Annotated in this window: 31 protein-coding genes and 1 tRNA gene; 19 read left to right on the top strand and 13 right to left on the bottom strand. The window is 58.7% G+C overall.

The genetic code is table 11. The features are described 5' to 3' along the window. The first annotated feature begins 16 nt into the window (after window positions 1–16). The 4 genes from BLW22_RS17540 to murB are packed head-to-tail and all read left to right on the top strand — an operon-like array spanning window position 17 to window position 2,443. On the top strand, window positions 17–202 hold the full coding sequence (locus BLW22_RS17540) for a Trm112 family protein (protein ID WP_003174668.1): 186 nt from the start codon (window positions 17–19) through the stop codon (window positions 200–202). After that, window positions 199–963 (top strand): 3-deoxy-manno-octulosonate cytidylyltransferase, encoded by a 765-nt coding sequence (kdsB, locus tag BLW22_RS17535; protein WP_065927093.1) that lies wholly within the window; start codon window positions 199–201, stop codon window positions 961–963. Before BLW22_RS17540 ends, kdsB begins: the two co-directional genes overlap by 4 nt. Beyond that, entirely contained in the window at window positions 963–1,427 is a 465-nt protein-coding gene (locus tag BLW22_RS17530; RefSeq protein ID WP_065948337.1) for a low molecular weight protein-tyrosine-phosphatase, read from the top strand. Before kdsB ends, BLW22_RS17530 begins: the two co-directional genes overlap by 1 nt. Continuing rightward, a complete protein-coding gene (gene murB, locus BLW22_RS17525) occupies window positions 1,424–2,443 on the top strand; it encodes a UDP-N-acetylmuramate dehydrogenase (protein ID WP_065927095.1) in 1,020 nt (339 codons plus the stop codon). Before BLW22_RS17530 ends, murB begins: the two co-directional genes overlap by 4 nt. Before the next feature lie 63 nt (window positions 2,444–2,506). On the opposite strand, the gene BLW22_RS17520 is transcribed toward murB, so the two are convergent. Beyond that, the gene (locus tag BLW22_RS17520; RefSeq protein WP_027607314.1) at window positions 2,507–3,178 is read right to left on the bottom strand and encodes a Bax inhibitor-1/YccA family protein; all 672 of its coding nucleotides are present in this window, start codon (window positions 3,176–3,178) and stop codon (window positions 2,507–2,509) included. Between the two features lie 152 nt (window positions 3,179–3,330). Between BLW22_RS17520 and BLW22_RS17515 the strand changes: the two genes are divergently transcribed. Continuing rightward, a tRNA-Ser gene (locus BLW22_RS17515) sits at window positions 3,331–3,421 on the top strand. A 116-nt stretch (window positions 3,422–3,537) separates the two neighbouring features. Here the strand turns inward: BLW22_RS17515 and BLW22_RS17510 are convergent. The 11 genes from BLW22_RS17510 to BLW22_RS35015 all read right to left on the bottom strand — a co-directional run bounded on the left by BLW22_RS17510 (window position 3,538) and on the right by BLW22_RS35015 (window position 8,212). Continuing rightward, window positions 3,538–4,587, bottom strand: coding sequence for a tyrosine-type recombinase/integrase (locus tag BLW22_RS17510; RefSeq protein WP_074847164.1), 1,050 nt, complete (start codon window positions 4,585–4,587; stop codon window positions 3,538–3,540). A 1-nt stretch (window position 4,588) separates the two neighbouring features. Beyond that, window positions 4,589–4,831: a DUF4224 domain-containing protein gene (locus BLW22_RS17505; protein WP_074848192.1), complete on the bottom strand. Its 243-nt coding sequence runs from the start codon at window positions 4,829–4,831 to the stop codon at window positions 4,589–4,591. A gap of 251 nt (window positions 4,832–5,082) precedes the next feature. After that, the gene (locus BLW22_RS17495) at window positions 5,083–5,625 is read right to left on the bottom strand and encodes a phosphohydrolase (protein ID WP_074847163.1); all 543 of its coding nucleotides are present in this window, start codon (window positions 5,623–5,625) and stop codon (window positions 5,083–5,085) included. Further along, entirely contained in the window at window positions 5,622–5,831 is a 210-nt protein-coding gene (locus tag BLW22_RS17490; protein ID WP_235865595.1) for a hypothetical protein, read from the bottom strand. Before BLW22_RS17490 ends, BLW22_RS17495 begins: the two co-directional genes overlap by 4 nt. 8 nt (window positions 5,832–5,839) lie before the next feature. Continuing rightward, entirely contained in the window at window positions 5,840–6,241 is a 402-nt protein-coding gene (locus tag BLW22_RS17485; protein ID WP_074847161.1) for a hypothetical protein, read from the bottom strand. A 49-nt stretch (window positions 6,242–6,290) separates the two neighbouring features. Further along, window positions 6,291–6,614, bottom strand: coding sequence for a pyocin activator PrtN family protein (locus BLW22_RS17480; RefSeq protein ID WP_074848194.1), 324 nt, complete (start codon window positions 6,612–6,614; stop codon window positions 6,291–6,293). Window positions 6,615–6,648: 34 nt separating this feature from the next. Further along, window positions 6,649–6,873 (bottom strand): helix-turn-helix transcriptional regulator, encoded by a 225-nt coding sequence (locus tag BLW22_RS17475; RefSeq protein ID WP_074848190.1) that lies wholly within the window; start codon window positions 6,871–6,873, stop codon window positions 6,649–6,651. A 139-nt stretch (window positions 6,874–7,012) separates the two neighbouring features. Then, complete coding sequence (locus BLW22_RS35615; protein WP_268876192.1) at window positions 7,013–7,138, bottom strand: hypothetical protein; 126 nt, start codon at window positions 7,136–7,138, stop codon at window positions 7,013–7,015. A 25-nt stretch (window positions 7,139–7,163) separates the two neighbouring features. Beyond that, window positions 7,164–7,448 (bottom strand): phage antirepressor KilAC domain-containing protein, encoded by a 285-nt coding sequence (locus tag BLW22_RS17470; RefSeq protein WP_074847160.1) that lies wholly within the window; start codon window positions 7,446–7,448, stop codon window positions 7,164–7,166. Window positions 7,449–7,457: 9 nt separating this feature from the next. Further along, window positions 7,458–8,039: a hypothetical protein gene (locus BLW22_RS17465; RefSeq protein ID WP_074847159.1), complete on the bottom strand. Its 582-nt coding sequence runs from the start codon at window positions 8,037–8,039 to the stop codon at window positions 7,458–7,460. Beyond that, window positions 8,036–8,212 (bottom strand): hypothetical protein, encoded by a 177-nt coding sequence (locus BLW22_RS35015; protein WP_162844268.1) that lies wholly within the window; start codon window positions 8,210–8,212, stop codon window positions 8,036–8,038. The genes BLW22_RS17465 and BLW22_RS35015 overlap by 4 nt, the downstream gene beginning before the upstream one ends. Window positions 8,213–8,402: 190 nt before the next feature. Here BLW22_RS35015 and BLW22_RS17455 point away from each other — a divergent pair, with 190 nt between their 5' ends. Continuing rightward, window positions 8,403–9,584: a DUF4062 domain-containing protein gene (locus BLW22_RS17455; protein ID WP_074847157.1), complete on the top strand. Its 1,182-nt coding sequence runs from the start codon at window positions 8,403–8,405 to the stop codon at window positions 9,582–9,584. Between the two features lie 7 nt (window positions 9,585–9,591). On the opposite strand, the gene BLW22_RS17450 is transcribed toward BLW22_RS17455, so the two are convergent. Then, window positions 9,592–10,317 (bottom strand): LexA family protein, encoded by a 726-nt coding sequence (locus BLW22_RS17450; RefSeq protein WP_074847156.1) that lies wholly within the window; start codon window positions 10,315–10,317, stop codon window positions 9,592–9,594. 78 nt (window positions 10,318–10,395) lie between these two features. Here BLW22_RS17450 and BLW22_RS17445 point away from each other — a divergent pair, with 78 nt between their 5' ends. The 13 genes from BLW22_RS17445 (at window position 10,396) to BLW22_RS17385 (ending at window position 22,207) form a co-directional block, all read left to right on the top strand. After that, window positions 10,396–10,656, top strand: a complete 261-nt coding sequence (locus tag BLW22_RS17445) for a hypothetical protein (RefSeq protein ID WP_068932952.1) — start codon at window positions 10,396–10,398, stop codon at window positions 10,654–10,656. Between the two features lie 329 nt (window positions 10,657–10,985). Next, window positions 10,986–11,504, top strand: a complete 519-nt coding sequence (locus BLW22_RS17440) for a phage regulatory CII family protein (RefSeq protein ID WP_074847155.1) — start codon at window positions 10,986–10,988, stop codon at window positions 11,502–11,504. Beyond that, window positions 11,497–11,724 carry a TraR/DksA family transcriptional regulator gene (locus tag BLW22_RS17435; protein WP_074847154.1) on the top strand — a complete coding sequence of 76 codons (228 nt, stop codon included), beginning with the start codon at window positions 11,497–11,499 and terminating at the stop codon, window positions 11,722–11,724. The genes BLW22_RS17440 and BLW22_RS17435 overlap by 8 nt, the downstream gene beginning before the upstream one ends. Then, window positions 11,714–13,930: a VapE domain-containing protein gene (locus tag BLW22_RS17430; RefSeq protein WP_074847153.1), complete on the top strand. Its 2,217-nt coding sequence runs from the start codon at window positions 11,714–11,716 to the stop codon at window positions 13,928–13,930. The genes BLW22_RS17435 and BLW22_RS17430 overlap by 11 nt, the downstream gene beginning before the upstream one ends. Continuing rightward, window positions 13,923–14,282, top strand: a complete 360-nt coding sequence (locus BLW22_RS17425; protein WP_074847152.1) for a PA0613 family protein — start codon at window positions 13,923–13,925, stop codon at window positions 14,280–14,282. The genes BLW22_RS17430 and BLW22_RS17425 overlap by 8 nt, the downstream gene beginning before the upstream one ends. A gap of 527 nt (window positions 14,283–14,809) precedes the next feature. Beyond that, window positions 14,810–15,154 (top strand): phage holin family protein, encoded by a 345-nt coding sequence (locus tag BLW22_RS17420; RefSeq protein ID WP_074847151.1) that lies wholly within the window; start codon window positions 14,810–14,812, stop codon window positions 15,152–15,154. 206 nt (window positions 15,155–15,360) lie between these two features. Next, entirely contained in the window at window positions 15,361–15,963 is a 603-nt protein-coding gene (locus tag BLW22_RS17415) for a terminase small subunit (protein WP_074847150.1), read from the top strand. Between the two features lie 3 nt (window positions 15,964–15,966). Further along, a complete protein-coding gene (locus BLW22_RS17410; protein ID WP_074847149.1) occupies window positions 15,967–17,997 on the top strand; it encodes a phage terminase large subunit family protein in 2,031 nt (676 codons plus the stop codon). A gap of 1 nt (window position 17,998) precedes the next feature. Further along, complete coding sequence (locus BLW22_RS17405) at window positions 17,999–18,205, top strand: phage head-tail joining protein (protein WP_074847148.1); 207 nt, start codon at window positions 17,999–18,001, stop codon at window positions 18,203–18,205. Further along, window positions 18,205–19,686 (top strand): phage portal protein, encoded by a 1,482-nt coding sequence (locus BLW22_RS17400; protein ID WP_074847147.1) that lies wholly within the window; start codon window positions 18,205–18,207, stop codon window positions 19,684–19,686. The genes BLW22_RS17405 and BLW22_RS17400 overlap by 1 nt, the downstream gene beginning before the upstream one ends. Then, window positions 19,683–20,813 carry a head maturation protease, ClpP-related gene (locus BLW22_RS17395; RefSeq protein WP_074847146.1) on the top strand — a complete coding sequence of 377 codons (1,131 nt, stop codon included), beginning with the start codon at window positions 19,683–19,685 and terminating at the stop codon, window positions 20,811–20,813. The genes BLW22_RS17400 and BLW22_RS17395 overlap by 4 nt, the downstream gene beginning before the upstream one ends. Continuing rightward, window positions 20,810–21,148 carry a head decoration protein gene (locus BLW22_RS17390; protein WP_074847145.1) on the top strand — a complete coding sequence of 113 codons (339 nt, stop codon included), beginning with the start codon at window positions 20,810–20,812 and terminating at the stop codon, window positions 21,146–21,148. Before BLW22_RS17395 ends, BLW22_RS17390 begins: the two co-directional genes overlap by 4 nt. A 63-nt stretch (window positions 21,149–21,211) precedes the next feature. Continuing rightward, the gene (locus BLW22_RS17385; RefSeq protein ID WP_074847144.1) at window positions 21,212–22,207 is read left to right on the top strand and encodes a major capsid protein; all 996 of its coding nucleotides are present in this window, start codon (window positions 21,212–21,214) and stop codon (window positions 22,205–22,207) included. Window positions 22,208–22,209: the final 2 nt, after the last annotated feature.

Here is a 22,209-nt window from a genome sequence, read left to right as displayed (position 1 = left end):
TTTCCAGGAAACACTCATGGACACCAAACTGCTCGACATCCTCGCTTGCCCGATCTGCAAAGGCCCGCTCAAGCTCAGCGCCGATAAAACCGAGCTGATCAGCAAGGGCGCCGGCCTGGCGTACCCGATCCGTGATGGCATCCCGGTAATGCTGGAAAGCGAAGCCCGCACCCTGACCACCGACGAGCGCCTGGATAAATGACCACAGCCTTTACCGTTGTCATTCCTTCCCGCTACGCCTCGACACGCCTGCCGGGCAAGCCGCTGCAACTGATCGGCAGCAAGCCGATGATCCAGCTGGTGTGGGAGCAGGCCTGCAAAAGCAGCGCTGAGCGTGTCGTGGTGGCCACTGATGACCCGCGCATCATCGAAGCCTGCAAAGGGTTCGGCGCCGAAGCGGTGCTGACCCGTGAAGATCACAACTCCGGCACCGATCGCCTGGCCGAAGTGGCCACGCAGTTGGGCCTGGCGCCAGACGCCATCGTGGTCAATGTGCAAGGCGACGAGCCGTTGATCCCGCCGGGCGTGATCGACCAGGTGGCCGCCAACCTGGCCGCCCACGGTGAAGCGCGTATGGCGACCCTGGCTGAGCCGATTGAAGACATCGACACCCTGTTCAACCCGAACGTGGTCAAGGTGGTCAGTGATGTCAACGGCCTGGCGCTGACCTTCAGCCGTTCGACCTTGCCCTGGGCGCGCGACGCCTTCGCCAGGAACCCTGACCTGCTGCCGGAAGGCGTGCCGTATCGTCGCCATATAGGTATCTACGCCTATCGTGCGGGGTTTCTGCATGACTTCGTCAGCTGGGGGCCGTGCTGGTTGGAAAATACCGAATCCCTGGAGCAACTCCGAGCCCTTTGGCACGGCGTACGCATCCACGTGGGCGATGCTCTGGAAGCACCGCCTGCGGGTGTCGATACCCCGGAAGACCTTGAGCGCGTCCGTCGCCTGCTGGGGGCCTGATGGAGGTTCTGTTTGTCTGCCTGGGCAATATCTGCCGCTCGCCCACCGCTGAGGGCGTACTGCGCCATAAATTGCGCGAAGCCGGGTTGGCGGGGCAGGTCGACGTAGCGTCCGCCGGCACCGGCGAGTGGCATGTCGGCAACCCGCCGGACCAGCGCAGCCAACGTGCGGCGCTGGTGCGCGGCTATGATTTGTCGGCCCAGAGGGCCCGGCAGGTCTCCCGCGCCGACTTTGCGCGCTACGACCTGATCCTGGCCATGGACCACAGCAACCTGCGCAACCTCAAGGCCATGCAGCCCGGCCAGGGCAAGGCGGAGTTGGACCTGTTTCTGCGGCGCTATGAGGCTGAAGTGGACGAGGTGCCGGATCCCTACTACGAAGGCGAACAAGGCTTCGAACGGGTCCTGGACCTGATCGAGCGGGCGTGTGATTTACTGGTGATCGAATTGAAGGGGCGGTTATGACCTTGCAAGTGCGGGCGCAGGTGTCGCTCAAGCCATTCAACAGCTTTGGCATTGATGTGCGTGCCCGACTGTTCGCCGAGGCCCGCAGTGACGCCGATGTGCGCGAGGCACTGGCCTATGCGTCGACCCAGGCGTTGCCCTTGCTGGTGATCGGCGGTGGCAGCAACTTGCTGCTGACCCAGGACATTCCTGCCCTGGTGTTGCGCATGGCCACCCAGGGTATTCGCGTGCTGCAGGATGATGGCGTGCAGGTGGTGGTCGAAGCCGAAGCAGGCGAGGCCTGGCACCCGTTTGTGCTGTGGACCCTGGAGCAGGGCTTCTGTGGTCTGGAAAACCTCAGCCTGATCCCCGGCACCGTCGGTGCCGCCCCCATGCAGAACATCGGTGCCTACGGTGTGGAGATCAAGGACGTCTTTGCCGGCTTGACCGCCCTCGATCGCCAGACGGGCGAGTTGCGCGATTTCAGCCTGGAAGAATGCAACTTTGCCTACCGCGACAGCCTGTTCAAGCACGAAACCGGGCGCTGGTTGATCCTGCGGGTACGCTTTGCCCTGAGCCGCGCCAGCCACCTCAAGCTCGACTACGGCCCAGTGCAGCAGCGCCTGGCAGGGCAGGGGATCACCGAGGCGACACCGAGCGATGTCAGTCGCGCGATTTGCAGCATCCGTAGCGAAAAATTGCCCGACCCGGCAGTGCTTGGCAATGCCGGCAGCTTCTTCAAGAACCCGTTGGTGTCCAAAGCCCTGGCTGAAGAGTTACAGGCACAGTATCCGGACCTGGTGGCTTACCCACAGGCGGATGGGCAGATGAAGCTGGCCGCTGGCTGGCTGATCGACAAGGCCGGCTGGAAGGGCTTTCGTGACGGCGATGCCGGCGTGCATGCCTTGCAGGCGCTGGTGCTGGTCAACTATGGCGGCGCCACAGGGCACGATATTGCCAACTTGGCCCAGCGTATCCAGCGCGACATCGCCCAGCGTTTCAAGGTCGAGCTGGAAATGGAACCCAACCAGTACTGATACCCCGAAAACAAAAATGCCCCGCATCTTTCGATACGGGGCATTTTTTATGCAGCGAGTAAATCAGTCGTCGCGGCTCATGATGCCGAAGATCTGCAACAGGCTGATAAACAGGTTGTAGATCGACACATACAGGCTGACGGTCGCCATGATGTAGTTGCGTTCACCGCCGTGGATGATGGCGCTGGTCTGGAACAGGATGCACACGGAGGAGAACAGCACAAAACCCGCGCTGATCGCCAGTTGCAGGCCGCTGATCTGGAAGAACATGCCCGCCACCACCGCCGCCAGCAACACGAAGAAGCCCGCGGTGATGAAGCCACCCAGGAAGCTCATGTCCTTGCGGGTGACCAGCACGTAGGCCGACAGACCACCAAACACCAGGGCGGTCATGGCAAACGCCGAGCTGACCACTTCCGCACCACCGGCCATGCCGAGGTAACGGTTGAGGATCGGGCCGAGGATAAAGCCCATGAAACCGGTCAAGGCAAACGCCGACACCAGGCCCCAGGCCGAGTCACGCAGCTTGTTGGTCAGGAAGAACAGGCCATAGAAACCGATCAGTACGACAAAGATATTCGGGTAGCCGACGTGCATCTGCTGGGCCACGAACGCCATTAAGCCGCTGAATGCGAGGGTAAGGGCGAGCAGGCCATAGGTGTTGCGCAACACGCGGCTGACTTCAAGCTGCTCAGCCTGCGCGTTACCATTCACTGCGTAATTCTGTTCGCGCATGGCGACACTCCTTCGGTTTTGAAACGTTCAGTCGCAAAGATCATAACAGACGCTCTGTAACAAGCGATGGCGAGAGTTTGACAGTGTGTTTCATTCGGGTATTATGGCGCCCGCTGAGACAGGATGGGCTACCCTAATCCTGTGATGCACAAGGGAAATTGGCAGAGTGGTTGAATGCACCGGTCTTGAAAACCGGCGAACGTTAATAGCGTTCCCAGGGTTCGAATCCCTGGTTTCCCGCCAAGATTCAAACGAAAGCCCCGCAAATGCGGGGCTTTTGTGTTTCTGGGGTTTGGGTGGGAAACGACGGTTTTTGAGAGGCGTTCCGAAACTTTCGGGTAGGCGTTCCGAAACTTTGCCTATTTTGATGGTTTAGCAGTGGCGCCAATCCTCCTGTAAACACGCTTCGTGATCTCCTGCTTGCTGTGTCCTAGAAGCAAGCTTGCATCGCCAATATCGATGATTTCCGATGCCGCTTTCGGTCGGATGTCGCGAAACTGAAAACCGCCAATCTTCGCGGCGAGGAGCGGATCGCCCTTTTCGATTGCTTTGGCACAAGCCTTCTCCCGCGCCTTGTCCCAGCGCAAGCGCAGCATTCCCTTCGTCATTCGCTTTCCGTGTCTGTTTATCAGCAGGTACTTCGAGACGTGACCCGCATTCCTCTCCGTAATTTCCCGAATCAACCTACCCAAGCTGTTTTCTCCCTCCTCTGTGCACATCAGAATCCTTAGCTTGAGCCCTGTCTTGCCTTGCGTGACCAAGAAGTAATCGCCCTCAACGTCGTCCCTGCGCATGACGATCACGTCTGCTGGCCGCTGGCCTGTCAGGTAGCCCAGGTCCATGGCTTCCTTGAGTTCCGGCTCAGCCATCCCGTAGACCGCATCCCAAACTGCGGCATTGGCGTAGTAGTCACGCGGCGTCTCCTTGTTCTTGCGGATGCCCTGGCACGGGTTCTCCCGCTCGGTCAGACCCCATTCTCGCGCCATGTTGAAAACGTGGGAGAGTAGGGCGATTTCCCGATTGGCCCGTACCTTGGCGGTACGAGCGTCGCGGTATCCGGCGATACTGGCTGGTGTGATTGAGTCGATGGGCGCTCCGTCGAACATGGGCCGCAATTGTTTGAGCTCGGCCATGTTGTCCTTTTGGGTACGCTCGCCTTTTTTCGGGATGACGTCGCGGGCGTATCGATCAAAGATTCCCTTCATCATCGTCAGATCGGCTGGCTTTTCCTTGGCCTCAAGCTCTGCCCACTTCAATCTGGCTTTACTCAGGTCTCCGCCAAGCGAGATTTCTTTTCCTGTCGAGTCTCTGTAGTAGTAGCCGACCCACACTTTGCCGTTCTTACGAGGGCGTTTGCGTCGCACCATTCCGGGTGGCAAGTCCCTGTTTTCTGTATTTCGAGGGCGCATCTCAGTTCACCCTGGAGAAGTCAGGTGTCCAAGCTGGCCGCGTCGGCGGTGGCAGCTGTTCAGTAAGTACTGGATTGGTCATACCAAGCTTCATGCGAGCGTACATGCGCCCAACTAACGGACGGCCCCCACGGCTCTCGATGAAGACCCAGTTGCGGTCGCGAAGCCATTTCCGTTGATGGGCTCGCTGTTTATAGCCTGTAAGGTCGGCAAGCTCTTCGTCTGAGAAGATTTCAGCCTCTATGGCTCTGGGTAGTGAAAGGGGCGTATACCCCGCGACAGGCTGCGCGAGCGGGCGTTTCTGAGCGTTTAGCGTTGCATCAGCGAGCGCTGCCCCGCGCAGCTTTTCATGCGGTACAAGTGCCTCGGCAGTGGCGCTGGTAGGAGCAGTAATGCCTGCTGCTGCGCAGCAGAGACTGTTTGTTTCTAGCGTGTCGCCACCATTGGCCGTGCGGAGCAAAGCGGGCAGGGCGTTGGTGTTGTCCTGGTGGTTCTTCATTCCGCTTTCCTCCGGTGTTCGATTGCGAGTTGGTCCATCAGCCGCTGGTGGTAGGTGAGCCGAGCTTCGGCGGCAGGCCATGGGCGGATGGTTTCAGTCATTGGTTCGATGCCGACCAAGCAATCCCAGATAGCCGGACCAGATGGCATGAGGTCGCGGCGTTCGGTTGCCAGTGCAATCAAGTCGGCCTTGCAGATGCATGCGGGTAGTTCTGGAGCGATGTCGAACCGTTCGCACACTAGCCACCAGATACAATCCTCCAAGTGCTGGTAGGCGCTAATCCACTGCTTGAGTGGCCGCGTCATGTCACCCACGTACGCCTCGGCGGCGTCGTGAAGCAAAGCTGCGAGTTTGTGTTCTTCCGGCACCAGCTCGGCGACGATGCAACTGTGCTGGGCCACGCTATAGAACTCGCGGGTGTGGCCATTGAATCGGCAGAGGTGGGCCAGTGCGTGCGAGATGTCGCGTGGGTCGATCATGTCGGCGTCAGGCTCGAACAAGTCGAAGCGCTTGCCGGTGGAGGTGAGGATCCAGTTCATGCGGCTTCCCTCACCAGGTCGGCCAGCAGCAACGCGTCGTCGGTTGCCTTGTGTAATTGGCGCAGCGCTTCATAGCCGATCCGAGCTTTCAACTGGCGGTCGAACTCTTTGCTGTAGCGGGTCAGAACGCGCAGTTCCTTGATGGCCTTGGCGTGTTGCTGCTGCAGTGTGCCGGCGGCTTGGGGTGTCAGGCGCAGCATAGGCATGGCTCGGCTCATGCTGCATCCCCCTTCAACTCGAAGCGATCCATCAGCGCAGCCATATTCAGTGCCTTGTCACGTAGGACAAGCGCCTGAGTTGCTTGGCTTTCGGATCTGACAGCGCGGAAGGTGTCTGCGGCGAGCTTCAGCTTCTCGGCAATGGCGAAAAGGGTGTAGCGGTCTTGCGGTTCCCGGCTCAATAGGAGTTCGGTGCGCATGCATTGATCTGACATCTTTTTGAGAGAGGTTGCATATGCGGCTGAAGCTTCCTCCCGGCCCGAGACGTACCCGTCGGCATAGCCTTCGTCGTAGCCATCATTTTTGCCGTCGGTGAGGCCGCCTCGGTAGCCGATCCAGTAGAGGATGCCGGCGGCGAACACGATGCCGATCAATGCGCAGATTTGGATTGCAGTCATGTGGTGTGCTCCTGGTAGTTACGTTGGCTGGTGGTGGCAGCCGTTGGGGTTACTGGTCCTGCTCGGTTAAATCGTTTTGTGGTCGCGGCATGTCTTCGTCCGCTCGGTAAGCGCGGATGTCGATCAGTGCTGCGACGTGTTTGATGTGGGCATACCGGATCGCCTTGACGCTGTGGTCCAAGGTGGTCACCGGCAGTTGAATACGCCCGCTGTTGATCGCCTCGGTGAAGGTCTTTTCGTTGAGGTTCTTGAAGTAGTGCACGCGCAGCTTTTCCAGAGGGATAAGCACGTCGCCGAAGAGTTGGTGCAGCATTTCCACGGTTGCGCTATCCGGTGCGTGTAGCAGCCTTAGCGGAGGCTGGTTGGTGGTCATCTCCATGAACTCCCGATCAATCTATATTTTCGTTTCACCGCCGGATTCGTGTTCGCGTCCAGTCCTGAACCTCCGAAAGAACCCATGCTACTGGGGCACTCTTGCCGGTAGCTTCGGTTAGCTTGACTGGGCGAGGAAACTTGCTTTCGGGGTTCCTGAGTAGCTTGTAGATTGTTGGACGAGCCAAACCGACAATCTTTGTAACTTCACTCATGCGAATGAGGATGCAACTTGGATCTTTCGCTCCCCTCGCTGTCATCGGTTGCGCGTCGCAGGGTTGAACGATTTTATTTATGCCTGCCACTTCAACCGCAAGTTGTAGAGCGCTCCTAACTTTTTTTGGGGCGCGATCTGAGTGAGGCAATTCAAGTAGGGTTTTCAGCAGGTAATCTAAAAGGTCATGGTTCATTGGGTTTTTTCCGTTTTGGATGGTGCCAGGCATTCAGGCAATGGCGTTTGGTCAGCTCCCGCAGATGCTCCGGCACTTCGAGGAGCGCGGCGTTGCGCTCCTCGCGTGTGTGCATGGCCACGATCTGGCGGGCGTACTCCCTAGGCCACGTCACGGTTGTCTGCCGGGATGGCTGCCAGTTCGAGGCCCAACTGTTCGGCGAGCCAGCGGATACCGGCTTGACGGACCTTGGTCGACCGGCTGTACTGCATGCCAGCGGTCTCGTGGTACCAGTTGCTGTCCTTGACTCGCAGGTACTCGCGGTCCCGCACAGGGAAGGCAGGTAGGTTGCGGTCGTTGAGCAGTCCTTTTTCACGCATGAGAGCGATCAGCTTTGGGCGGGTGAGGCCGAAGTACTTGGCGGCTGTTGCCAGGCTACGTTCCATCTCGGCCTCCTAGGCTGCATGCGCGGCGGGTGTCGCCACGGCTGCCAGATGGGTGATGGACTCGGCCACCATGGAGTAGATCTCCACGTCGCTGCCGTACACCGTAAAACACTTTGTGCGCGGCTTTCTGACGCCGATACTCATGATGGTGGTAATGCCAGCGCGGGTTTTGCTGCGGTGGATTGCCAAGTTGATCGGTTGCTCGAAGCCCATATCGAGACTGAGAGAGCCGCCGGTTTGCACCAGGTCGAATACCTGCTGCTTGTGTTCGGTCTTGAATGCGCCGTAGCGGCGCTCTGCGTGCGGCAGAGAGGATGGATTGATTGAGTTGGTTGGCCCGTTGACGATCTCCTCAATGAAGTCAGCAAGCTTGAGGTGCATCTTCTTGGTATTGGTCAGGGTCAGCGTGTGGCGTTCGCTGCCCAGTTCAACGGTGAAGTGCGTGTCGACTTTGCGGCGCTCGACGTTCAGGCGGAAGGCCAGGGCCTCACGCTGTGTTTCTGCGCGCAGCAGGTGGTTGAAGGTTTGGGTCAGGCTGACCTGGGCCTTCAGCAGGGTCAGGGTACGGTTGTCGAGTTTGTACTTTTTCATGCCGCGTGCCCTCCGCCGTTTGGGTCGAAGGGGGCGGGTGCGTAGCGCTGTTTCAGCTTGGGTTTGGACGCGACGAAGGCGCAGCCGCAGTCTTGTGCCAGGCGGCGGATTTCGAAGATGCGGGAGGGGTTAGCAGCGGCCGGGTGGACGTGCAGGGTGGCTGTGGTGTGCATGGTGTGCCTCGCTCTGTGGTGGAAGAGTAAGGCGAATATCAACCAGTGGTTTATATTTGTCAACAACCGGTGGTTGATAAATCTCTGCGCGTATGAAATTTGATGTTTGGGTTCGCCCAGCATTATGATGGTGAAATGATGGCTCTTAATGACCAGCAGCAACCTCTGATGAATTTATAGGGAAATTCCTGTGGCTAAACCGAGAATATTTGTATCTTCAACATGTTTTGATCTAGGCGTTATTCGATCTGAACTTAGGCCTTTTATTGTTAATATGGGCTATGAGCCTATCATGAGCGATTACGCTGATATTTTGTACGATCCTAGGTCTCATACTCATGAAAGTTGTATTAGAGAAGTTCCTAGCTGTGACGTGCTTCTGTTGGTTTTAGGGCAAAGATTCGGCGGCGTAGCGACACCATCCGCTTTAGAGGGGTTTGACTTTGAGGCTCTTGCGAAAGGTAGCTCAAGTAGTGGTGTGCTCTCTGATCGTACTAACTTGTCAATAACCCAGTTAGAGGTTTTGAAGGCGGTTGAGCACGCTATTCCTATATATGCATTTGTAGATGAGAAGGTCTACCACGATCATCTTGTTTATGAGAAAAATAAACATAATGCTACGATTATTGATCAAATAAAGTTTCCGTCCATTCAGAAGGATGAAACTGCAAAGTATATATTTGAGTTTATAAATTATCTAACGCATCGCGTTCAAAATAATAGTATTACTCCCTTTGCTCGTCTTGATGATATTAAGAGTCATCTGGTGTCTCAATGGTCTCTCTTGTTTCAACGGCTTCTTTCTGAAAATAGAACTAGATCTCTTGAGCTCAAGCGTTATCAGGATTTTTCGGAGAGGTTAGATGATTTAAAAGCTGTTGTGTTAGCGTCTATGTCAGAGAAGAATCTGAGAAGTATCGCTAAAGGAGCGATTCAGTTTCGTCATCTTATTAGCTTTGTTTCAGCTTTAGATATGCCAGATCATCAAGCAGCTCTTCTTTCTGAAATGTCTTGGGAGGAACTGCTTCTAGAAGCGAAGATAGTTGATGTTCAGATCCCTGAAACTACCAATAATCCTTTTTTGCGATCTAGGGTTTATTTGGTTATGGCTGATGACACCTTTTATCAATGCCGATTCCCTGGAAGACATTACGAGAACCTTAGAGCGGACTGGGCGTTGTTCGTTCGTAGTGATTTAGATACGCGTACTGCAATAGTTAATGCGCTTTTAGATGATCCTGATGTTGCGCGTTCAAAAGATGTTTTTCTGATGGGTGAAACTCTTACAGAGTATATGTCGGAAAAAGTAGCCGGCACTGAATCTAACACAAAAATTGTGTGGACTACTTCGCCGGCCGTTGAGGTTAGATAATTTCGGCTTACTCGGGTATAAATGATCCGACAACCTTTCCGCAGATATGTGTCTCTTCCGTAATATCAATGATTGGATATTGCGGGTTGATAGGCCTCAAGAATTGCCGACCTGCATCTTCTACCAGTATCTTAAAAGTAGCTTCATTAGTACGAGGAACTCTGGCGATGACTCGATCACCAGTTTTGGTCTCGGCTTCTGGGTCCACAAAAATAATACAACCTGTAGGATAACTTCGGCCAGGCCCTGGGTTCGTCATGGAATCACCAAGTACTTTTAGCGCATATCCGCTCTCACTAATTGGTACGGGACAGGATAGCCATGACTCCCCGTCATGCAGCTCAAAGTTTGAATCACACCAGGCGCCCGCCTGCACCCACGAAATCAATGGGACTTTTCCAAAACGCCAAGTCACTTCTAGTACATTGTTCTCGCTGCTCGGGCTGAGCGAATGAACATTACTTTCCCCGGTCTGCTCTTTAGGCAACACTCCGTATTGCAACCATTCCCGCCTTACTTTCAGCCACGAGCACAGCTCAGCCATGGTGTCTGCTTCAGGTATAGCTTCGCTATTCAGCCACTTGCTGACTGCCTGAGGACTTTTTTCGGCTCCGATCTCAACCAGATGCTTATGGATGTCCGCACCACGTCCCCGGGTGCGTACACCGGCATCGTCGAGTGCTTCGTGAAGGCGCGCCGTGAAAGCTGCCCGTAGCTCGTTCTTATCAACCATGAGTTGATACTCTCACAGGGGTTGCGCAATAGTCAGTTGATGTTAATATCAACCGCGAGTTGATAAATGGAGGTTGCCATGCTTGACCCCGCAGATTTTCCGAACGCCATCGCGTTCGCATTTGAAGCAGTAGGTGGCATTGGTGCCGCCGCCAAGGTGTGTGAAAGGAGCTATCAGGCGCTCAATAAATGGCGCTTGGCTGCCAGCCTTCCCCGCACCGATTACACCGGTGAGACCCACTACGCAAAACTCTTAGCGACCGCTGCAGAGCAAAAGGGTAACGCGTTTGACGCTGCCTGGTTGCTCAATGCATCGGCCCCACAGAAAGCTGCAGTGTAGATAGAAAAAAGGCGACCCAAGGGCCGCCCAGTTCCTCCCGGCACACACCACCACAGTGCTGTCGGGTCGCGACAAAGGTAGGAGGGCACACCACATGCAAACCACCTCCCTTTATCGCGCTCCCAAGACACGGATGTCTTGGGTTGCTGCCTTTTCCACCACAGATTAGGCAGCTGTAGCGCCAGAGGTGAGCAACGGATTGTTCGCCTCGGCACGGTGCCGGTTTCGATCCCTAAGATCTGGCCGGCGTTTGGGCCCTTTCAAGCCACGCGGCAAATGTAACACCACTGCATGTCGCGGGGCACTGGCAACTTTGTAGGATTAATGCCATGAGCCGAGTAGCTTTAAGCTGTGTTGAGAGAGCGCAAAAGGAAGTACTGACGCTCGAATTAGCCCTGTACCACGCCGCACGGGACTATCCCGGTGGTGCCGCTGCAATCGCAGCCACCACCGGCAGAAATGCCACCACGCTGCAGCACAAGTTGTCTCCCACCCATCCCTCCCACACGGTCAACATTCAAGAGTTCGGCGAGATCCTCGAACTGACCAAGGACCGTCGCATTCTCGATGCGGTGCACGGCCTTGTTGGCGACACGATCTGGCAGGAGCTGGCCGAGGCGTACACCAATGACATGCCCGAAACCCTCACCACGGGGATCGCGCAGTTCTTCCGGCAAGTCGCGGATTTGTCTGAAACCTGGGCCAAGCACATTGGTGACGGCAAGGTCGACGACGGCGAGCTGGCTGAGATCCGCCAGTTGGTCTTTCGCGGCATTCAGGGATTGTTGGGCATGTACAACCGCGCCCAGTACGTCAACCAGACAACACGCGGGGTGGAACGTGGCTGATATCGCTGACTTTGCCAACGACCTGGTGCAAGAGCGCCTGGATCAGGCACTTGCTGCACGAAATGCCAATAAATCCGCCGTTGCTTCGCATTCATTCATGTTCTGTGAAAAGTGCGAGACGCCAATCCCATTGGAGCGACGCCTTGCCATTCCTGGCTGCACCCAATGTGTGATGTGCCAATCCATCGACGAAGCCAGGAAGGCCCGCCATGCTCGATGAGGTACTGAATCAGTTCGCCGATTACGGCCTGGAGCCCGATCAGCCCTTGTTGTTCGGCAAGCTAACCCGCTGCAAAACCACCCAGGACAAAGGCAAAGAAAAAAACGGCTGGTACGTCGTCCATGAACACCGCACCGATAAAAACGAAACGCTGATCTTCGGCAGCTTCGGTGACTGGCGCTCCGGAGACACTCAAAAGATCAAGGTTAAGGCCGGCCGTATGAGCCCCGAGGAGCGAGAGGTCATGCGCGCTCGGCAGGAGGACGCCAAACGCAAGGCCACTGAGATCGCGGCCAACGCATCGCGCCGGGCGGCCAGCCGTGCTTCTAGTCTGTTCAAACGCATGCCCGAAAAGGGCAAAAGCGCTTACCTGGATCGAAAGCAGATCGTCGGCTTCAAGGTTCGCTATGCGCCACGTACTGGCGCATTTTTAGTGCCCATGTGCAACGTGCGCGACCAGATCGTCGGCCTGCAGGTGATCTTCCCGGCCAAGCAAGAGGACACCGGACGTGACAAAGCCTACTGGCCCTACGGCATGTCGAAAGAGGGCGCCTTCCACCTGATCGGCCCTCACCCCGAACCTGGCGAACCGGTGCTGGTGTGCGAGGGCTACGCCACGGGCGCAAGCCTGCACATGGCGACTTCGCTCACCGTCGCCATTGCCTTCGACGCGGGCAACCTGCTGCCCGTCTCCAAGGCCATGCGCGAGCGCTTTCCCGGCTGCCCGCTGATCATCTGTCGCGACGATGATTGGAAGACCAAGCGCCCCAACGGCGAACCCTGGAACCCAGGCGAGGAGAAGGCGGCCAACGCCGCGCTGATTGTCGGTGGCCAGATGGTTGCCCCCGTGTTCTCCGGCGAGCGCGATATCAAGTGGACCGACTTCAATGACCTGCACATCGCCGAGGGATTGGAGGCCGTCCGCCGCCAGGTGCTGGCGGTGGTCAAACCTCCTGCAGCGGGTGGTTGGAAAGACCAACTCGCCCGTACCGAAAATGGCTCCCTGATCGCGCACATGCAAAACGTCGAGCTGATCCTGGGCAATGACGAACGCTGGGCCGGGGTCATCGGTTACAGCGTGTTCAGCTCCAAGATCGTCAAGCTGCGGTCTGCGCCCTTCGGTGGCGGTGCCGGCGATTGGGCCGATATCGACGACATGCGCGTGATGAAGTGGCTCGCGCAGCAGTACAACCTGCGGGTCAAAGCCTCCCACGTGATCGAAGCGGTCAGCGTGGTTGCCCACGATCACGCCTTCCATCCGGTGCGCGAGTACCTGGAGAAGCTGGAATGGGACCGCGTACCCCGCATTGAAACCTGGCTGACCGACGTTTTGGGAGTCCAGACGAGCGAGTACTCGGCCAAGGTCGGCAAACGCTGGCTTATCTCAGCTGTCGCGCGGGTGATGCGCCCAGGCTGCAAGGCCGACTCGGTGATGATCCTTGAAGGCGGGCAGGGCGCCGGCAAGTCCACGGCCATGGGCGTCCTCGGCGGCGAGTGGTTTATGGACACTCCTTTTGCCCTCGGCGACAAGGACAGCTTCCAGGCGATTCGCGGCAAGTGGATCGTCGAGCTGGGGGAGCTGGACAGTTTCAACAAGGCGGAAAGCACCAAAGCCAAGCAGTTCTTCTCTGCGTCCACCGACACCTACCGCGAGAGCTACGGCCGCAGAACGAATGACGTGCCACGCCAGTGTGTTTTCGTGGGCACCACCAACCAAGAGGAATACCTCAAGGACGCCACGGGCAATCGTCGCTACTGGCCGGTGTTCTGCAATAAGGTCGACCTGGAGCAACTGCGCGAGATCCGCGACCAGCTTTGGGCCGAGGCGCTGTTCTGTTTCGAAGCTGGCGATATCTGGTGGGTGACCAAGGACGAGTCTTGGATGTTCGCCGAGGCTCAGGACGAACGCTTCGTGGTGGACGAATGGGAAGGCCCAATCCTCAGCTGGTTGGAAGAGTCGCAGCTTGGCGAAACCGCCACCGGCAACGAGATCCTGACCCAGGCGCTCAAGCTGGACTTCGGCCATTGGGGCAAGCCCGAGCAGATGCGGGTCGGAGCGATCATGCACCGCCTGGGTTGGCGCAAGCGGCGCATGCCGGCATTGCCCAAGAGCGGGGTGCGGCCATGGGCCTATGAAAAGCCTGCCGGCTGGGGGCGTGCGTCTGCGTTGCAGCAATCGGTGATCGAGGAGCCATGCTTTGATTAAAGAGATCGATGCGCGCCTACGGATGTGGGCAGAAGAGCTGCACAGCGACTTCACCAAGGGCGGGCTCGCTGGCGGCAACATGGTTGCCATGATGATGGAGAGCAATGGTCAGTTGATTCGCGGTCGGCGAGCGTTTCGTGCGCCGCTGGAGGGCTCGCTGGATATTGAGCTGATCGTAACCAAGCACCTAGACCCGCTACTGGTGACGGTTGTGCGTGAGCACTACTGCAACCACGACACCGACATGCGCTTGAAGTATGCCCATTGCGACTGTGGGCGAGACACCTACTACCAGCGTTTGCACGAAGCCCACCTGCATATCTACTACATGCTGATGGGGCAGGTTGCATGACCCTCGGCGTCACTCCGCGTGCCTTTGTCCTACTGTCCCGCCTTGTCCGACTCGCGTTTAGCGCAGCTGGACAGGCGCAGGCCGCGCCGTTGTTGGCCTGTCCTACCGTCCAACCTTCACCCGCCCCATGCACACATGAGCATAGCGGGCACGTAATCGCGCCCATGGCGCGCACGCGTGCTTTTAGCTTTCTCTCTATACACGAGAGAAATGTAAAAAAGGTAGGACAGTAGGGCAGAGCCCCGAATCTAGGCGCCTGTAGCTGTCCTACTTCGATTCAGAATAGTGGGACATGTCAGACAGGGCACCAGAAGCGATAGCCGATTGAATGCGTTGTCCCTCCGTTGTACCTGCGTCATACCCATGTCGCACCCATATTGCGCCATGGCATTAAAACTTCCTTGCTGCCACCGGAATCCACCTGTAAAAAGTACCCATCTTCGATAGGTGCGACCGCAAGCAGCGGGACACACCACCACACTGAACCCGGCCATTGCGCCGGGTTTTTGCGTTTATGGGGTAGGGCGATGACGAACGAGCAGCAAGCGCTTATTGAGATGCCGGTCTGGATGGTGATCGTACTGTCCCTGGTCGGCGGGATTTCTGGCGAGGCATGGCGGGCCGACAAAGCGGGGGTAAGCGGCTGGTCCTTGGTTCGCCGATTGCTCCTTCGGGCCGGGGCCTGCGTGGTCTGCGGGCTTTCCACCATGATGTTGTTGCACGCCTCGGGCATGTCGGTCCTTGCGGCAGGGAGCATTGGATGCCTTACCGCGATGGCCGGCGCAGATGTCGCCATCGGGCTGTATGAACGCTGGGCTGCCAAGCGGTTGGGCGTATGCGATGTGCCGCCATCGGGCAACGGTCATGCGTGATGCGCTGGAGGTCACGGAATACGTGGCTTGTAGCGACGCGCACCAAAATCAGGTGCCGAAAAGCCGCCGGGGACCCTGGGGGCATCCGAGGGACACGGGGCATGAAACCCGCGGGAAAGCGTTAGCGGATGGCCTGCCAGCTTACTGAAATTCAATCCATTGAAATTGAAAGGTTTCCATTGAAAAGCCGTTGAAAAGGAGGGCTTATGACGGATCCACTGTTCCTGTCTAAAAGCGCTTTCGCGGTTCGCATCGGCAGGACGCCGAGCTATATCACCTGGCTCAAAGGCAACAACCGCCTGGTGCTTTCGCCGGACGGCAAGATGGTCGATGTGCTGGCAACCGAAGCGCTGATCCTCGAAACCGCCGACCCAAGCAAGGCCGCCGTCGCCGCACGCCACCAGCAGGACCGGATCCAGCGCGACGTTTACAGCCAACTGTCCCCCCTGGTCGAGCCGACTAACACGGCTGCGCCGCAGCAGCCTATTGCTGTTGGCGCCAAGGGCCACGACTTCCAGAAGGCTCGCGCCATGCGCGAACACAACCTGGCGCAACTGGCCGAGATCGAGCTGCATAAGGCGCAGGGCACGCTGGTTGCCAGGGATGCAGTCGAGCTTGGGGCCTACAACGCCGGGCGCCATCTGCGTGACCAGTTGTTCGGCCTGTTGCCCCAGCTTTCGCACAAGCTGGCAGTCATGTCCGACCCCTGGGACATCGAAAAGCACCTGACGGCGACACTCCGTAAATCACTGGAAGAGGCAGAGCGCATGTCCTCGTCCGACCTTGAACGAGCGATGACAGCGAGCTGACCTATGACCACGGAAATTCCTGACGGGGACCGTGCGTACCGTGAGGCGTATTTCCGTGGGCTGCGGCCTGATCCAGACCTTTGGATCGACGAGTGGGCCGACGAGTACATGCGCATCCCGCGCGATACCGGTGCCCCTGAGCCCGGCCAGTACCGCACGGATCGGACGCCGTACGCTCGCGAACCCATGCGCTGCCTGTCACCGGCTCACTCGTGCCGGCGGGTCGTCACCATGGTGGCCTCGCAGCTGATGAAAACCCAGATCGCCTTGAACTGGATGGGCGGCCTGATCCACATGGCGCCGTCCAACATCCTCGCGCTGTTGCCCAGTCTGAGCCTGTCCAAGCGGGTTTCCGGCCGGATCAGCAAGACGATCAAGGCAACCCCAGAACTGGCGAAGCGTGTGGCAGCCATCCGCTCACGGGACGCCCGCAACACCATGGACACCAAGGAGTTCGAGGGCGGCGCCTTGTACGTCACCACGGCGGGCTCGGCAGCCAACCTATCCGAATTGTCAGCACGCTACATCTACGGCGACGAGGTTGACCGCTGGGAGAATGACGTCGGCCAGGAGGGTGATCCCATCGTGCTTGCAGAAACGCGGGCGACCAACTTCGGGCGTAATGCCAAGATCTACTTTTCCAGCTCGCCGACGATCAAGGGCGCCTCGCGCATTGCGGACCTGTTCGAATCCAGCGACCAGCGTTACTACTACGTGCCATGCCCCACCTGCGGGCACATGCAGGTGTTGGAATGGGAGCGGTTGCACTACAGCAAGGACTACAGGACGGTTCACTACGAGTGCGCCGCGCCTGAATGTGACGTGCTGATCGAGGAGCACCACAAGACCGATATGCTCGCCCGTGGCGAGTGGCGTGCCCATGGCAATGGCGATGGCAAGACGGTGGGCTTTCACCTCAACGCCCTGTACTCGCCGATTGGTTGGAAAGACTGGGCCTCGCTTGCCGAGGAGTTCGAAGACGCAAAGAAGGCCCAGGCCAAGGGCGACATGGGCCTGATGCAGGTGTTCTACAACACCCGTCTAGCCAAGGTCTGGGACAGCGCGCAAGAGCAGACCAAGGCCGAAGTGCTGGTCGCTCGGGCACGGCTGGAGACCTACACCCTGGGCAGTATTTCGGTGGGCGTGCTGATGCTGACCGGCGCCGTCGACGTTCAGGCCAACCGCCTGGAAATGATGGTGATGGGCTTCGGTGTCGGTATGGAACGTTGGGTGGTCGATCACCAGGTCATCTGGGGCGACCCTGCGGATGAGCGTACATGGGCGGTGTTGGACGAAAAGCTCAAGGTTCGTTACCGGCATCCTTGCGGTGTCGCCTTGGCGATCCTGGCGACGGGCGTCGACTCCGGCGGTCACCACACCGACGAGGTGTACCAGTTCTGCCGAGTGCGGCGCTGGCGAAACATCTTTGCGATCAAGGGCGCAAGCAAGCCCGGCAGACCGGTGATTGCTCAGCGGCCTTCCATGGTCGACGTGACATGGAAGGGCCAGACCGAACGCGGCGGCGCTGAGCTGTGGTTTGTCGGTACCGACACTGCGAAGGACTGGATCTACAACCGCTACGCCTTCGAGGACGGCCCTGGATCGCTGCACTTTGCCAACGACTTGCCGGACGAGTTTTTCGCCCAGTGCGTGGCCGAGCGCAAGGTTGCCCGATACGTCAAAGGCTACAAGCGTATCGAGTGGGTAAAGGGCAAGGCAGAGCGCAACGAGGCGCTCGACCTGATGGTGTACTGCCTAGCGATGGCGCATTACCTCGGCATCAACCGCTACCAGGAACACGACTGGGAACGGGTGCGACAGGCCCTGGCGCAGTCCGGTTTGTTCGACGATGTGTTGGGCGTCAAGCCAGTGCAGGGCGAGCGAGTTGACGCGGACGAAACACCAGCACCGGCACCGGTTGCGGCGCGTCAGTCGCTACCCGCACCGCCACCTGCTGCACCTATCGTCCAACCGCGACCCGCTGTTCCCCCTCAACGCCGCAGCTCCACCAGCGGCTACCTGAAGAGACGCTGATATGTCGTTTACCCCGAAGCACCTCGAAGTCATCGAGCGCGCCATTGCACGCGGTGAAAAGACCGTGCGCTACAGCGACCGCACGGTGGAGTACCGCTCTATCGACGAACTGCTCAAGGCTCGCGACGAGATCCGCACGTCGTTGAGCCAAGCCGCCGGGCCGCGCTCTCGCGTGATCCGGCTTACTCACGGAGGCAAAGGACTCTAATGGCTCGACATTATCCGACGCTGACCCGTAATGGATTCTTGCTGCCGTCGAACATCAAGGCCAGTTACGAAGGCGCCGGTGAGGGCCGTCGCTCGGCCAGTTGGGAAGCCACCGACAACGGCATCAACAGCATCAACACCCCGGCACTGCGCAACCTGCGCGCGCGCTCGCGGGCGGCAGTGCGCAATGACCCGTACGCGTTCAACGTCATCGACAAGCGCGTCAGCAACCTGATCGGTACCGGCATCACGCCCAGGCCGACCACTGAAGACGCAGACCTGCGCAAACTTCAACAGCAGATGTGGGATGACTGGGTGGATGAAGCGGACGCCGACGAGCTGACCGACTTCTACGGCATGCAGGCCCTGGTGGCGCGCACCGTGGAAACGGCCGGCGAGTGCTTTGTGCGGTTGCGACCGCGCAGCCCCAGTGAGGGTTTGGCGGTGCCGCTGCAGCTGCAGGCGCTGGCTCCTGAGTTCGTCCCGCACGATAAGTTCGAGATGGCCAAAAACGGCAACGTGATCCGCGCTGGGATCGAGTTCAACCCGGCCGGCAAGCGCGTAGCGTACTGGATGTATCTGTCGCACCCACGCGATTCGTCGTCGTTGAACGCTGGTTACAACCAGCTGGTTCGTGTACCTGCGGCGCAGGTGCTGCACATCTTCGAACCGATGGAGCCTGGTCAGTTGCGCGGCGTGCCGCGTTTAGCCCCGGTGTTGAAGCGCCTGCGCAGCTTGGACAACTACGATGACGCGGTGCTGTTCCGCCAGGAAGTGGCAAACCTGTTTGCCGGTTTCATCAAACGGCCGTCACCGGAGATGGGGCAGCAACCACGCGACCCTGTCACGGGGCAACTGCTGACGACCGACCGTGATGGCTTCACGCCGATGGTCGCCCTGGAGCCCGGCACCATGCAGGAGCTGGGACCGGGTGAAGAGGTGGAGTTCTCCAAACCGCCGGACGCCGGCAACAACTACCCGGACTTCATGCGACAGCAACTGATGGCTGCGGCGGCGGGTTCGGGGACGCCCTACGAGATCCTCACCGGCGACATGCGGGAGGTCAACGACCGGGCACTGCGTGTGGTGCTCAACGAGTTCCGGCGCCGATTGGAGCAACTGCAATTCGGCGTGTATGTGCATCAGTTGTGTCGTCCGGTGCGGGCCGCATGGATGGACATGGCGGTGCTGTCCGGCGCTCTGGTGCTGGAGGACTACGCGCAACGTCGTCGCGAATACCTGCGTACGCGTTGGGTACCGCAAGGCTGGGCCTATATCCAGCCGGTGCAGGACGTACAGGCGCGACGCATGGAAGTGCAAGCGGGCTTCGCCTCGCGCAGTGAGATGGTGCTGCGCACTGGTTACGACGCGGAAACGGTAGACACGGAAAACGCCGCCGATCTCGTCAGGGCCACCAACCTTGGCCTCAACTACACGACTCTTGACGCCATCGAGCTGAACGATGACAAGGAACAACCATGAGCAAAAAAGCCAAGCCCCGCGTTTATGACAAGGCGGGCAAGCAGGTAAAGGTCGCCGATAAAAGCTGGTACACCCTCCAGGCCAGCGGCGAAGCCGAGCAACGCAGCATCGAGATCTTCGTGTACGGAGAGATCGGCGCCTGGGGCGTTACCGCCAATCAGTTCGTGCAGGATCTGCGCGCCATGGATGACGGCACTTCCCCCGTGATTGTCGCGTTCAATAGCATCGGCGGTGATCTGTTCGACGGCCTGGCGATTCACAATGCGCTGTCGCGATTGGGCGAGCGCTGCACCGGTCGTATTGACGCCCTGGCGGCCAGCGCGGCCAGTGTCGCGGTGTGTGGCGCGCACCGGGTAGTGATCGCGGCCAACGCCATGTTGATGATTCACAACCCCTACACCTTTACCGGTGGTGATGCCGAAGACTTCCGCCGTGTCGCTGACGTGCTGGACCAGACCCTGGAAGCGATTATCGCGGCCTACAAAGCTAAGGCGCCGGACATCGACGAAGCCGAGCTGCGGCGCATGGTCAACGCCGAAACCTGGCTCACGGCCAATGAGGCAGTGGCGCTGGGCCTGGCTGATGAAGTCGGCGACGGCCTCAAGGTCAGCGCCTGTCTCGGCCAGGGCAGCGTGTTGCAGCGCTTCCAGAATGCCCCGCCCGAGCTGCTCGCCCAACTGGACGAAGAGCCGGAAGTTGAACCGCCGGAACCCGATCCGTCCCCCGTGCTGGACGCGGCCAAACTGGCGCTGCTGGTCACTCAGGGCTGTGCGGCGGCAGGTATCAGCAACCTGGTGGACCCGATACTCGCCACGACGAAGCTGGAAAGCGAAGCGATAGTCCAGGCGGCGCTGACCAAAGCCAAAGCCTTGCACGGCCTGTGTGTCGCGGCACGGTTGCCAGAGCTGACCGGCGAGTTTATCAGCGCGGGCTTGGACGAGGCGGCCGTCAGGGCGCGCCTTTTCAACAAGCTGGTGGGCAGCGGCGGTGGGTTTGAAATCAACAACAGTTTGCCGCTGGACAATGATCCAGCTCCAACGATCAAGGCCAAACAGGTCGATACCCATGCAGTCTGGGCGGCTCGCCAGGCAGCACAGAACGGAACCTTGAAAGGAGCAAGAGCATGAAAATCGAATCGATGCACGCGGGCGAATTCCTGTTGTCCGAAGGCGCTGGCACCATTTCCCGCGAGGCGATCAATGTCGCCGCCGGGCCGGCGCTGGAACCGGGCCAGATCCTGGGCTTGATCACTACCACTGGTGAGTTCGGGCCGTATCAGCCAACCGCTGAAGACGGCACTGAAAACGCCATCGCCATCCTCTACGGCCCGCTGGGGCAGTCTGATGTTGTCCGTCGCGGTCGCGCTATTGTGCGGCTGGCCGAGGTCAGCGAAGCCCATTTGACCGGCCTCGACCCCGCTGCCGAAAAGGCCTTGGCCGCCCATTCCGTGATCGTCCGCTAAGACGTTCATCCTGTTTATCCATCCCGCCGAGTGCGGGATTTTTCGTTTCTGGAGAGTAACCCCATGGCCGATATCGCCATTTTTGAAGACGATGCATTCAGCGTCTCCTCGTTGACCGCTGCAATCAATGAACAGGAATACCTGCCGGGCCGCATCAGTAGCCTGGGCCTGTTTCGTGAAGAGGGCATCAGCACCCTGACCGTGCAGATCGAGAAGGACGGCGACACCCTGGCACTGGTGCCGGCGGGTGAGCGTGGCACCTCGGGCCTGGTGGTCGGCGCTACCAAGCGTCAGATGATTCCGTTCAACACCGTGCACCTGCCCGAACGCTTCACCATCAAGGCCGACGAGATCCAGGGCATCCGCGCCTTCGGTACGCGCAGCGAATTGCAGGCCGTGCAGGACGTGGTCAACAAACGTCTGGCTAAGGCCCGCCGTCAGTTGGATGCAACGCATGAATTCCAGCGCATGGGCGCATTGAACGGACAGGTGCTGGACGCCGATGGCAAGACAGTCCTGTTGGATATTTATAAATCTTTTGGCGTGAATCGCCAGAAGCTCCAGATGGGGTTGAACAGTCCAGACACCGAGCTGCGGGTCAAATGCGGCGAAGCGTTGGATATGCAAGAGGAAGCCCTCGGCAGTGTCACTAGCAGCGGTTCCCGCGCAATGTGTGGCAAGAACTTCTGGAACAAGCTCATTGTTCATAAGTCGGTCAAGGAAACCTACCTGAACACCATGCAGGCCGCGTCTCTGCGCGGCGATGCCCGTGAAAGCTTCGAGTTCGGCGGGATCGTCTGGGAGCGTTATCGCGGCAAGGTAGCGGGTGTTGCGTTCGTTCACGACGACAAGGCCCTGCTGATCCCTGAAGGCGTGCCGGACTTGTACATCTCGTCCTTCGCCCCGGCCGACTATATGGAAACGGTAAACACCCAGGGCATCCCGTACTACAGCAAGATTGAGCCAATGCAGTTCGGTAAGGGCGTAGCAGGTGAAGCGCAGTCCAACCCGCTGCACCTGTGCACACGACCTCGGGCGCAGATCCTGCTGGAACTTTAACC

It is taken from the genome of Pseudomonas marginalis, assembly GCF_900105325.1.
Lineage (GTDB): Bacteria > Pseudomonadota > Gammaproteobacteria > Pseudomonadales > Pseudomonadaceae > Aquipseudomonas > Aquipseudomonas marginalis.
This window is presented reverse-complemented; position numbering and strand designations above follow the sequence as displayed.

What these genes read in the sequence shown, in the direction of transcription:
- BLW22_RS17540 (WP_003174668.1), top strand. Translation starts at nt 17, where the DNA reads ATGGACACCAAACTGCTCGACATCCTCGCTTGCCCGATCTGCAAAGGC.
- BLW22_RS17405 (WP_074847148.1), top strand. Translation starts at nt 17,999, where the DNA reads ATGTCGTTTACCCCGAAGCACCTCGAAGTCATCGAGCGCGCCATTGCA.
- BLW22_RS17530 (WP_065948337.1), top strand. Translation starts at nt 963, where the DNA reads ATGGAGGTTCTGTTTGTCTGCCTGGGCAATATCTGCCGCTCGCCCACC.
- BLW22_RS17415 (WP_074847150.1), top strand. Translation starts at nt 15,361, where the DNA reads ATGACGGATCCACTGTTCCTGTCTAAAAGCGCTTTCGCGGTTCGCATC.
- BLW22_RS17450 (WP_074847156.1), bottom strand. Translation starts at nt 10,317, where the DNA reads ATGGTTGATAAGAACGAGCTACGGGCAGCTTTCACGGCGCGCCTTCAC.
- BLW22_RS17495 (WP_074847163.1), bottom strand. Translation starts at nt 5,625, where the DNA reads ATGAACTGGATCCTCACCTCCACCGGCAAGCGCTTCGACTTGTTCGAG.
- BLW22_RS17410 (WP_074847149.1), top strand. Translation starts at nt 15,967, where the DNA reads ATGACCACGGAAATTCCTGACGGGGACCGTGCGTACCGTGAGGCGTAT.
- BLW22_RS17465 (WP_074847159.1), bottom strand. Translation starts at nt 8,039, where the DNA reads ATGAAAAAGTACAAACTCGACAACCGTACCCTGACCCTGCTGAAGGCC.
- BLW22_RS35015 (WP_162844268.1), bottom strand. Translation starts at nt 8,212, where the DNA reads ATGCACACCACAGCCACCCTGCACGTCCACCCGGCCGCTGCTAACCCC.
- BLW22_RS17385 (WP_074847144.1), top strand. Translation starts at nt 21,212, where the DNA reads ATGGCCGATATCGCCATTTTTGAAGACGATGCATTCAGCGTCTCCTCG.
- BLW22_RS17395 (WP_074847146.1), top strand. Translation starts at nt 19,683, where the DNA reads ATGAGCAAAAAAGCCAAGCCCCGCGTTTATGACAAGGCGGGCAAGCAG.
- BLW22_RS17480 (WP_074848194.1), bottom strand. Translation starts at nt 6,614, where the DNA reads ATGACCACCAACCAGCCTCCGCTAAGGCTGCTACACGCACCGGATAGC.
- BLW22_RS17430 (WP_074847153.1), top strand. Translation starts at nt 11,714, where the DNA reads ATGCTCGATGAGGTACTGAATCAGTTCGCCGATTACGGCCTGGAGCCC.
- BLW22_RS35615 (WP_268876192.1), bottom strand. Translation starts at nt 7,138, where the DNA reads ATGCACACACGCGAGGAGCGCAACGCCGCGCTCCTCGAAGTGCCGGAG.
- BLW22_RS17440 (WP_074847155.1), top strand. Translation starts at nt 10,986, where the DNA reads ATGAGCCGAGTAGCTTTAAGCTGTGTTGAGAGAGCGCAAAAGGAAGTA.
- kdsB (WP_065927093.1), top strand. Translation starts at nt 199, where the DNA reads ATGACCACAGCCTTTACCGTTGTCATTCCTTCCCGCTACGCCTCGACA.
- BLW22_RS17400 (WP_074847147.1), top strand. Translation starts at nt 18,205, where the DNA reads ATGGCTCGACATTATCCGACGCTGACCCGTAATGGATTCTTGCTGCCG.
- BLW22_RS17390 (WP_074847145.1), top strand. Translation starts at nt 20,810, where the DNA reads ATGAAAATCGAATCGATGCACGCGGGCGAATTCCTGTTGTCCGAAGGC.
- BLW22_RS17485 (WP_074847161.1), bottom strand. Translation starts at nt 6,241, where the DNA reads ATGACTGCAATCCAAATCTGCGCATTGATCGGCATCGTGTTCGCCGCC.
- BLW22_RS17445 (WP_068932952.1), top strand. Translation starts at nt 10,396, where the DNA reads ATGCTTGACCCCGCAGATTTTCCGAACGCCATCGCGTTCGCATTTGAA.
- BLW22_RS17470 (WP_074847160.1), bottom strand. Translation starts at nt 7,448, where the DNA reads ATGGAACGTAGCCTGGCAACAGCCGCCAAGTACTTCGGCCTCACCCGC.
- BLW22_RS17490 (WP_235865595.1), bottom strand. Translation starts at nt 5,831, where the DNA reads ATGCCTATGCTGCGCCTGACACCCCAAGCCGCCGGCACACTGCAGCAG.
- murB (WP_065927095.1), top strand. Translation starts at nt 1,424, where the DNA reads ATGACCTTGCAAGTGCGGGCGCAGGTGTCGCTCAAGCCATTCAACAGC.
- BLW22_RS17520 (WP_027607314.1), bottom strand. Translation starts at nt 3,178, where the DNA reads ATGCGCGAACAGAATTACGCAGTGAATGGTAACGCGCAGGCTGAGCAG.
- BLW22_RS17475 (WP_074848190.1), bottom strand. Translation starts at nt 6,873, where the DNA reads ATGACAGCGAGGGGAGCGAAAGATCCAAGTTGCATCCTCATTCGCATG.
- BLW22_RS17420 (WP_074847151.1), top strand. Translation starts at nt 14,810, where the DNA reads ATGACGAACGAGCAGCAAGCGCTTATTGAGATGCCGGTCTGGATGGTG.
- BLW22_RS17510 (WP_074847164.1), bottom strand. Translation starts at nt 4,587, where the DNA reads ATGCGCCCTCGAAATACAGAAAACAGGGACTTGCCACCCGGAATGGTG.